The organism is Moorena sp. SIO4A5 (assembly GCF_010672005.1).
GTDB lineage: Bacteria > Cyanobacteriota > Cyanobacteriia > Cyanobacteriales > Coleofasciculaceae > Moorena.
In genome coordinates this window covers 1-7,129 of the sequence record NZ_JAAHHZ010000243.1, presented here as the reverse complement: position 1 = coordinate 7,129, position 7,129 = coordinate 1, and the positions used below count along the sequence as shown (strand labels likewise).

The following is a 7,129-nucleotide window of genomic DNA, read 5'->3' as shown; positions in this document are numbered from 1 at the left end:
ATAGCATCCCTAAATAGGTTTTAAACAGTTGATTTAGCTATGACTACCTATGATATTATCAGTATTTTACCCCTATCTGTATTCACAGATCATTTAGGATTGCTATATTTAATTTATAGTACCCCTAACTTTTATAATCTTTCTTGCTCCTCCAGGTAAAATTATCCTAGGGTAAGGTTAAGTATGGAGATGAAAAGCTTTGAAAGTAAATGGGGGTAGGAGTTTAGAAGCCAGCAACAACGTAAGGTACTAACTAGAATACTGACTCATAGTAACAGAAACCTTTGGCGCTCTTGAGGGGTCAATAACCGACAACTACTTTGGCCTAGCTGTATCTGTTTACGTACTGAAGAAATCAAATTGTACACACCATCTCGAATAAATGGCGGAATAGCCAAAAATATCCCTAGATTCCTAACCGGTCCTTCCGCTAAGGTAATTGCCATCAGAACCGCTGAACTCTTTTGATAAAGACGGCCATTATGAAAGAGGTATGCAGTGGTTAGATCAGGGGGCTGATACCCATGCTCAGCGAAGAAATTCTCAGCATATTTGGATTGGAGAGGACAAAACAGTAATGATGTCAGCTTTGTTCTTTCTAGAAGAAACAGAACAGTGGCATTACAAAAACCGCAGTCTCCATCATATAAAAATATTGCTGCTTCCATGGTTTTACTGTTCCTGATACCGAATTGAATTGGATGGAAAAATTTTGTTTATCTAGGACATAATAGCAGGGTCAATGCATCTTATTTTGGAATGCCTAGTGGATATGAGATTCATGAGATAAGTACTTTTACTTATGAATTTTGGAATCTTTTCTGACCAAGGCTTCTAGAATGTAGATGCTTTTGTCCTGGGCATAATAGGGCTTTATTGGTGATTTTATGATCAGCCATCAGCTTTCTGATTTTCCAAGGGAATCTACCCAAGGGGCACTAGCGTAAGGCACAACTCATACCTATCTCCTAAAGCTATAACTTTATTAAGCACCTACACAGAAATAATTACCTACTCGCTATCTCTGTAACCCTTACATTGTAAGGCTTTGAGTTTTATTAAATGTGGAATTGATTTTGTCCACCTGCTTAATTATACAGGGTATAGTTATCTTGTCAACAAACGTGAGATATTTCTCATAAACCAGGCGTGATTGTGATTGTTGACAATGTATTATAATGTATTATGTATATATAGTGTCTATTGAATTTAATAAAGACTAGATATACAATATACGGATCATAATATTAGATGGGTTTACCGTTCTCCTCTGGCCTGGTTCCCACACTTTCCGGCTTTTTTGCAAATAATATGAGATCTACCCCTTACAGGTTTCAATTATCACCAGGTATGGGAAGTGAAAGTTTCTTCCCATACACAGAGGATGGCTTTAACCCTGTCAACACTATCAAAATTAGTATTTTTTAATAGTGTAAAAAAGTCAGTACCTAAGCTATAGATATATGTCGGTGGGTATTATAATCCTGTCTTAAATCTTTCAAGAGTAACCCGATCATACCAAAGGTTAATACCGACAGTATCAACTAAGGAAACCAAGTGAATTTTCAACAATGTCTCTCCAGGGAAATAGGTAGATTTGGAGTAGAACAAATGCCAGTACATAGTACAAGCGGATGTTTTTAAAGGTGGGCTCTGCTTGTGAAATGCCCATAATAATCAGCGTCCAGCCAAAACCCATAACAGGTGCGATCGCATAGGTTGTGACTATAAACGTTAACAGAAATAGATCACGTATCTTGGACAGCCACTGACCTTTGGTAAACAGAAAAGCGATCGCCACGAGAGCTTCGATCGCCCCACCCCAATAGGTGAACAATTTAGCCAATATCCCAACAGTTTGAGAGTCTTGCAATACAACTGACTGGAGATTGCTCATAGGAGCAACTAGACTACTAAGGGTTGACCGATTTTCAGCAAGGAGATCCTTGGGCAACCCTCCAAGCAGATCCACAACATTGGCAAAGCGCACATCGGTCAAAAGAATATGGTGAAACGCTATGCTATTGAGAAAATCAGGAGAGATAATTTTCCAGATTGTTGCGAAAAGAAAACACAGGCCAATCAGTAGTCTCGCATTTACTGCAAGTGTTTCTTTAACATTGCTACTTCGGGCAGAGAAGCACATCGCCAAGCACCAGTAGGCCAAAAGGTACTTATGGTTGTCTATGGTGAACCAGTTGTAGAGGTCACCTGCCAAAACGATGCTAGTAATCAAGAGCCAAAATCTGTAATTCCGCTGCCAAGCTGGATAGACAAGTCCTAAAATGCAAAGAATTCGGACTGGCACCACCACGTACCAAAAATCGGTAGGATAAGTCAACAGCAGTAGCAGAGTCATGATTGCCGACAAATCAAATATATCTGCTTCCCTGATATAGCGTATAAAAGCTCCCAAACTTAGGTTTATCTCATCTGTATTTATCTCCGTTGCTGGCTGTTTCTGCATCTCCACCTGGCTACTTTTTGAGATACTCATACTCTTCAAATCTCTTTAGGACAATCTTTTGACGACAGATGATGAAAGTTTGTGTGCCTTGACCTGGCTTGATTCAGGATCAAACATATATTGCCATACTTCAACTTGCACCTCTTTAACAGCGATAAATTCAGCCTTACTAGGTAGTGATTTACCTTTTTTTAGAACTTCCGGAGGCAATAATTGGGTTAATCGTTGTATTTGAAGTTGAACTTCGCTTTGGCGATCTATAAGATCGGGAGCCTCCGAATCCAAGTTGGAGAGGTAGTCGCTTGAGGTGTCTCCCTCCGTAGCATTGACAGTAGCTTCATTGAGAGTAGGTGGCTCGGAGCTAGGCGAAGCGTAACTTATCCATTGGCTTTGAGCCAGCTCACGAGTCAGACGTAATAGACGGTTTTTTGTGGGGATCGTGCGTACCTCCGTTGCGAGCTTACCCAACCATTTAGGTAACTTGACCTGAGTCTTCCCTTCGTCAGTCACAATATAGATTCGAAGGAAGCGGGCGGCTGGTGAATCAAGGGTAGAAAACATGCCAAACCCTCCGCCTTTCCAAGGGGTAAGAGACAATTGATGGGAAGCATACTGCTGTACAAGAGCAACAGTAGCTAAAAGGCCTGGAACTCCATATTTAAAGAGAAGGTCACGACGTTGCATGAATTTGGATGATTTCAAAAAGGACAGATATTTGTATACATGATTAATAATATATAGCAGTTTAGGTATAAGTAAAGTCTATAGAAAGTACAGCGTTTTTCATAACTATACTATGTTTTTCATAACTATGAGGTACACAGGATTTGTCACCTCTTACCCTGGCTGACTGACACAAGTAGCTGAAAGCATTGCCAAGAGGGGGTTGCCAAGAAGAAGAAAGTCTGAGTAGATGGAGAAGGAAGAACGAGCCCCCGAAGGATAATGAAAACTCCTGGGGGGGTGACATGCAAGCTGAAATCATTACTGGGTAATAATTTCAGCCCATAAGTTACTTAGCGATGCAGTGCCGCCAAAGGGGGTTCCCCCCATGAGCAACTGCCGTGGTTTCCCCCATGAGCGACTGCATCAAGACAATGAATCGAGGGTTAATTTGGGACTGTATCTTCCATGAGCTTATTCGCATCAAAGCCTTATATAATAAGCTTTTTAGTGCTCATGTCACCCCCTCAGCTCCTAGGTACTTAATACTTCATCTTATCTTCGACAACAGATGCCTTGGCAATTTCCTCAAAGACTAACCCAATCCCTAGGAGCAATCATAATTCTCCTAGGTTGTATATTAGTAGTTGGAAAGCTACAGCAACCCCAACTCAATGCCCTCAAACAAAGCTCCAAAAACACCTCACCCGCAGACCTCCAGCGAGACGTAGAAGCAACACAAGTGTATCTCAATCTGCTTCAGAGACTACCTACATTTGGCTTCGATAATGTATTAGCTGACTGGGTATTTCTGAATTTCCTTCAGTACTTTGGTGATCAAGACGCTCGCCGAATTACTAGCTATCAGCTTAGCCCAGAGTACTTTGACGTTATTATAAACCGAGACCCCAAATTTTTAACAGCGTATTTTTTTATATCTAGCAGTAGCTCCTTATATGCAGGAATGCCAGAAAAATCTGTCGCCTTAATGGAAAAAGGACTCCAGTCACTATCCCCTAAAGTTCCCGCTCAGTCTTATTATGTGTGGCGTTACAAAGGAATTGATGAATTATTATTTTTGGGTGACGCTAAAGCCGCCCAACAATCCTTTGAAAAATCAGCCGATTGGGCAAGTCAATCCCCTGATGAACAAAGTCAAAACATTGCTGAAATTTCCCGCAACACTGCTGAATTTATAAGGCGCAATCCTACTAGTAAGATAGCTCAAGTAAGTGCTTGGTCAATGGTGTTAAATAACTCCCCTGACCCTCGCACTAGCAAAATCGCCATTAGTAGAATTGAAGCCCTAGGTGGTAAAGTGATCATCACACCAGAAGGAGCAGTTCAAATTAAACTGCCCCAGACAGATTAATAGTGTTTATTGTTTAAGGTTAGAAGGTTTAAGGTTAGAAGGTTAGAAGGTTAGAAGGTTTAAGGTTAGAAGGTTGAAGGTTGAAGGTTAGAAGGTTGAAGGTTAGAAGGTTAGAAGGTTAGAAGGTTTAAGGTTAGAAGGTTTAAGGTTAGAAGGTTTAAGGTTGACGACTCGGATATCGCCATTACCCATTACCCATTACCCATTACCAAAAAAACGACACTCATTTCTATCAACATGGCTATATAATTGCTATTAGTAACTGATTTAGTAATAACCCTACACTAAAACCTGTTAGAGAAACCCCACAGATAATCCAGAAAGCCTGCCATTCACCGTATCCTTCTGTTTGAAGATCTAATCTGGTTAAGGCAGCAGCAGCAATCAGCACCAGGATACGGCTAGAATAATGAATCCAGCGCAGGATGATAACGCCTAGGAAAGAGCTGAAAATTACGGAAACAAAAGCTTTGGTATCAGATTTCATCCAAGTCCCGTACAATTTTCTAATCTGATACACTGGAGCAGTTATAGCCAAAGCCATCAACAAGATATAAACGGCTCCGATCAGCCAGAGCCATACCGATACGTTAAATAAGGAATGATGTGATCCTGATGTAGTCTGTTCTACCGTAATCAATTCCTGATAGTCAACAGATATCATCCAGCCAAAAATACTATGGCTTAACAGAAGAATTGATAATGAAAGCCAGGGTAGTTTTTTGATTAACCACATGTAATTTAAAGAATCCCACGACTACAATGCGTGGGATTTGAGGTCATTAATCATTAGTCTTTTGTTAATTGCTAATTGCTAATTGTTAATGGTTAATTGTTAATTTACCATTGACAATTAACCATTGGCTATTTTTAGATGACCAATGACTAATGACTAATCACCAATGACTTAGGACTAATGACTTAGGACTTAGGAGACATTGCTTGAATAATGTAATCGAAGAAAGGAGCTGTCAGCTCAGCCTCCTCGTCGGTTAGGATTCCCAAAGATGCCTCTTTTAAGCAATTTATCGCTTCTGACATCCCTGCCATTGGCACACCTAGGGCATTATACATTTCTCTTGCCCCGATGATACCAATGTCTTCAATAGGTTTCTGATCACCAGCAAGTACACCATAGGTGACCAACCGCAAGTACCAACCATAGTCCCGTAAACACTGATTCCGTTCACGCTGACCATAGGCATTGCCTCCTGGTGCTATGAAGTCAGGGCGTTTCTGCCACAGCTGACTGCTGGCTTTTTGTACAATCTTTTTTTCATTCTCCGACAGGGTGGCAGCAATGCGCAATCGCTGCTCACCACTTTGCAAAAAATCATTGATACTTCTGAGTTCACCAGAGCTGAGGTATCTCAGCTCGTCGTCGGCTTTGAGAATGACTTGACTAACTACACTCATGTTATTAGTTTATGGAGTTTTTTATTGAGTTACTCAGGCGATTCATCCCAAGCTAAATTACAGATTTTAGCTCGGGACTTCTTGCCAGAACTTTTAATTAGTAGTTTACCGACTTTGGGTGACACAACGGAAGGGCATTGGGCATAAGATCAACAAATAGAGCAAAACCCATGCATGCTTGCATCGATAGTCTCTTTCCCCTCTTACCCCATCCTTTACATTCCCTTGAACTATCCGTTGCCCCCTCTTGCCATCTCAAGCTGGCATTACAACAAAACTATCAGGATTTACGCAAAAACGCTATAACTACTAGGATACCTTAATAATACACCCTACAGGTAGCGAAGGGTGCGCCGACCTGAGGGGGTTTCCACCATGAGCGACTGAATCCGATCTCACTACTCCCTACTCCCTACTCCCTGTTCCCTTTGCTATATAATGCCAATGATGATAACTAATCAGCCCAGCCCTGAGTGTTGGCAACAAGGTCAACTGATTGAGGTAATGATTACAGACCTCAGTGATAGTGGTGATGGCGTTGGACGCCTAGGAAATCGGGTCGTTTTTGTTCCGGATACTGTCACAGGGGATAGAGCTTTGGTGCGCCTGATGCGGGTCAAACCTAACTATGCCACTGGTAAGTTACACCAACTGTTAGTGGAATCCCCTAATCGTGTTCGTCCCAGATGTATCGTCGCGGATAAGTGTGGTGGTTGTCAATGGCAGCATGTTAGCTGGGATTATCAGCAGTTGGCTAAGCAAAATCAGGTGATTCAAGCCCTCAAACGCATTGGTGGATTTAGCGAACCCGCCGTAGCACCAATCTTAACCACAGATTCTCCCTTGGGCTATCGAAACAAAGCTACCTATCCCCTCAAACGCTCAGCAACCGGTTCAGTTCAAGCGGGTTACTACCAAAAAGGTAGCCACCAGCTGATTAATCTTAATCAATGCCCCGTGCAAGACCAGCGATTGAATCCTCTGCTAGGGGAAATTAAGCAGGATATTCAGCAGTTGGGATGGTCGATATACAACGAAAGCCGCCACCAAGGACGATTGCGTCACCTTTCGTTACAGATTGGACAACGGACTGGCGAGATGTTGCTGACCTTGGTCACAACGGATCTGAATTTAAAAGACTTGGATGTCCAAGGGCAAACTTGGCTAAATCGTTATCCCCAACTGGTTGGTGTTTGTGTGAATCATAACCC

The 7,129-nt window shown here is 41.8% G+C and carries 9 protein-coding genes; 4 read left to right on the top strand and 5 right to left on the bottom strand.

From position 1 onward, the window contains the following. Window positions 1–266 precede the first annotated feature (266 nt). The 3 genes from F6K57_RS33755 to F6K57_RS33745 form a co-directional block, all read right to left on the bottom strand. Window positions 267–668, bottom strand: coding sequence for a DCC1-like thiol-disulfide oxidoreductase family protein (locus F6K57_RS33755; RefSeq protein ID WP_293072309.1), 402 nt, complete (start codon window positions 666–668; stop codon window positions 267–269). Window positions 669–1,540: 872 nt separating this feature from the next. Continuing rightward, complete coding sequence (locus F6K57_RS33750; protein ID WP_293072308.1) at window positions 1,541–2,497, bottom strand: hypothetical protein; 957 nt, start codon at window positions 2,495–2,497, stop codon at window positions 1,541–1,543. Window positions 2,498–2,512: 15 nt separating this feature from the next. Then, the gene (locus F6K57_RS33745; RefSeq protein ID WP_293072307.1) at window positions 2,513–3,151 is read right to left on the bottom strand and encodes a hypothetical protein; all 639 of its coding nucleotides are present in this window, start codon (window positions 3,149–3,151) and stop codon (window positions 2,513–2,515) included. A gap of 550 nt (window positions 3,152–3,701) precedes the next feature. Here F6K57_RS33745 and F6K57_RS33740 point away from each other — a divergent pair. Beyond that, the gene (locus tag F6K57_RS33740; RefSeq protein WP_293072306.1) at window positions 3,702–4,502 is read left to right on the top strand and encodes a hypothetical protein; all 801 of its coding nucleotides are present in this window, start codon (window positions 3,702–3,704) and stop codon (window positions 4,500–4,502) included. Between the two features lie 241 nt (window positions 4,503–4,743). Here the strand turns inward: F6K57_RS33740 and F6K57_RS33735 are convergent, their stop codons facing one another. After that, on the bottom strand, window positions 4,744–5,166 hold the full coding sequence (locus tag F6K57_RS33735; RefSeq protein WP_293072305.1) for a hypothetical protein: 423 nt from the start codon (window positions 5,164–5,166) through the stop codon (window positions 4,744–4,746). A gap of 257 nt (window positions 5,167–5,423) precedes the next feature. Beyond that, window positions 5,424–5,918 carry an allophycocyanin subunit alpha-B gene (apcD, locus tag F6K57_RS33730; protein WP_293045677.1) on the bottom strand — a complete coding sequence of 165 codons (495 nt, stop codon included), beginning with the start codon at window positions 5,916–5,918 and terminating at the stop codon, window positions 5,424–5,426. A 24-nt stretch (window positions 5,919–5,942) separates the two neighbouring features. Between apcD and F6K57_RS33725 the strand changes: the two genes are divergently transcribed. The 3 genes from F6K57_RS33725 to rlmD form a co-directional block, all read left to right on the top strand. Further along, window positions 5,943–6,065 (top strand): hypothetical protein, encoded by a 123-nt coding sequence (locus F6K57_RS33725; protein ID WP_269087059.1) that lies wholly within the window; start codon window positions 5,943–5,945, stop codon window positions 6,063–6,065. 23 nt (window positions 6,066–6,088) lie between these two features. Then, window positions 6,089–6,241, top strand: coding sequence for a hypothetical protein (locus F6K57_RS33720; protein ID WP_293017404.1), 153 nt, complete (start codon window positions 6,089–6,091; stop codon window positions 6,239–6,241). Window positions 6,242–6,356: 115 nt separating this feature from the next. Further along, window positions 6,357–7,129, top strand: a 773-nt coding sequence (gene rlmD, locus F6K57_RS33715) for a 23S rRNA (uracil(1939)-C(5))-methyltransferase RlmD (RefSeq protein ID WP_293072304.1), incomplete at its 3' end; no start/stop codon positions are given.

Excerpts from the sequence above, each read along its gene's own strand:
- F6K57_RS33755 (WP_293072309.1), bottom strand. The coding sequence starts at position 668 with ATGGAAGCAGCAATATTTTTATATGATGGAGACTGCGGTTTTTGTAAT.
- F6K57_RS33750 (WP_293072308.1), bottom strand. The coding sequence starts at position 2,497 with ATGAGTATCTCAAAAAGTAGCCAGGTGGAGATGCAGAAACAGCCAGCA.
- F6K57_RS33745 (WP_293072307.1), bottom strand. The coding sequence starts at position 3,151 with ATGCAACGTCGTGACCTTCTCTTTAAATATGGAGTTCCAGGCCTTTTA.
- F6K57_RS33740 (WP_293072306.1), top strand. The coding sequence starts at position 3,702 with ATGCCTTGGCAATTTCCTCAAAGACTAACCCAATCCCTAGGAGCAATC.
- F6K57_RS33735 (WP_293072305.1), bottom strand. The coding sequence starts at position 5,166 with ATGATATCTGTTGACTATCAGGAATTGATTACGGTAGAACAGACTACA.
- apcD (WP_293045677.1), bottom strand. The coding sequence starts at position 5,918 with ATGAGTGTAGTTAGTCAAGTCATTCTCAAAGCCGACGACGAGCTGAGA.
- F6K57_RS33720 (WP_293017404.1), top strand. The coding sequence starts at position 6,089 with ATGCATGCTTGCATCGATAGTCTCTTTCCCCTCTTACCCCATCCTTTA.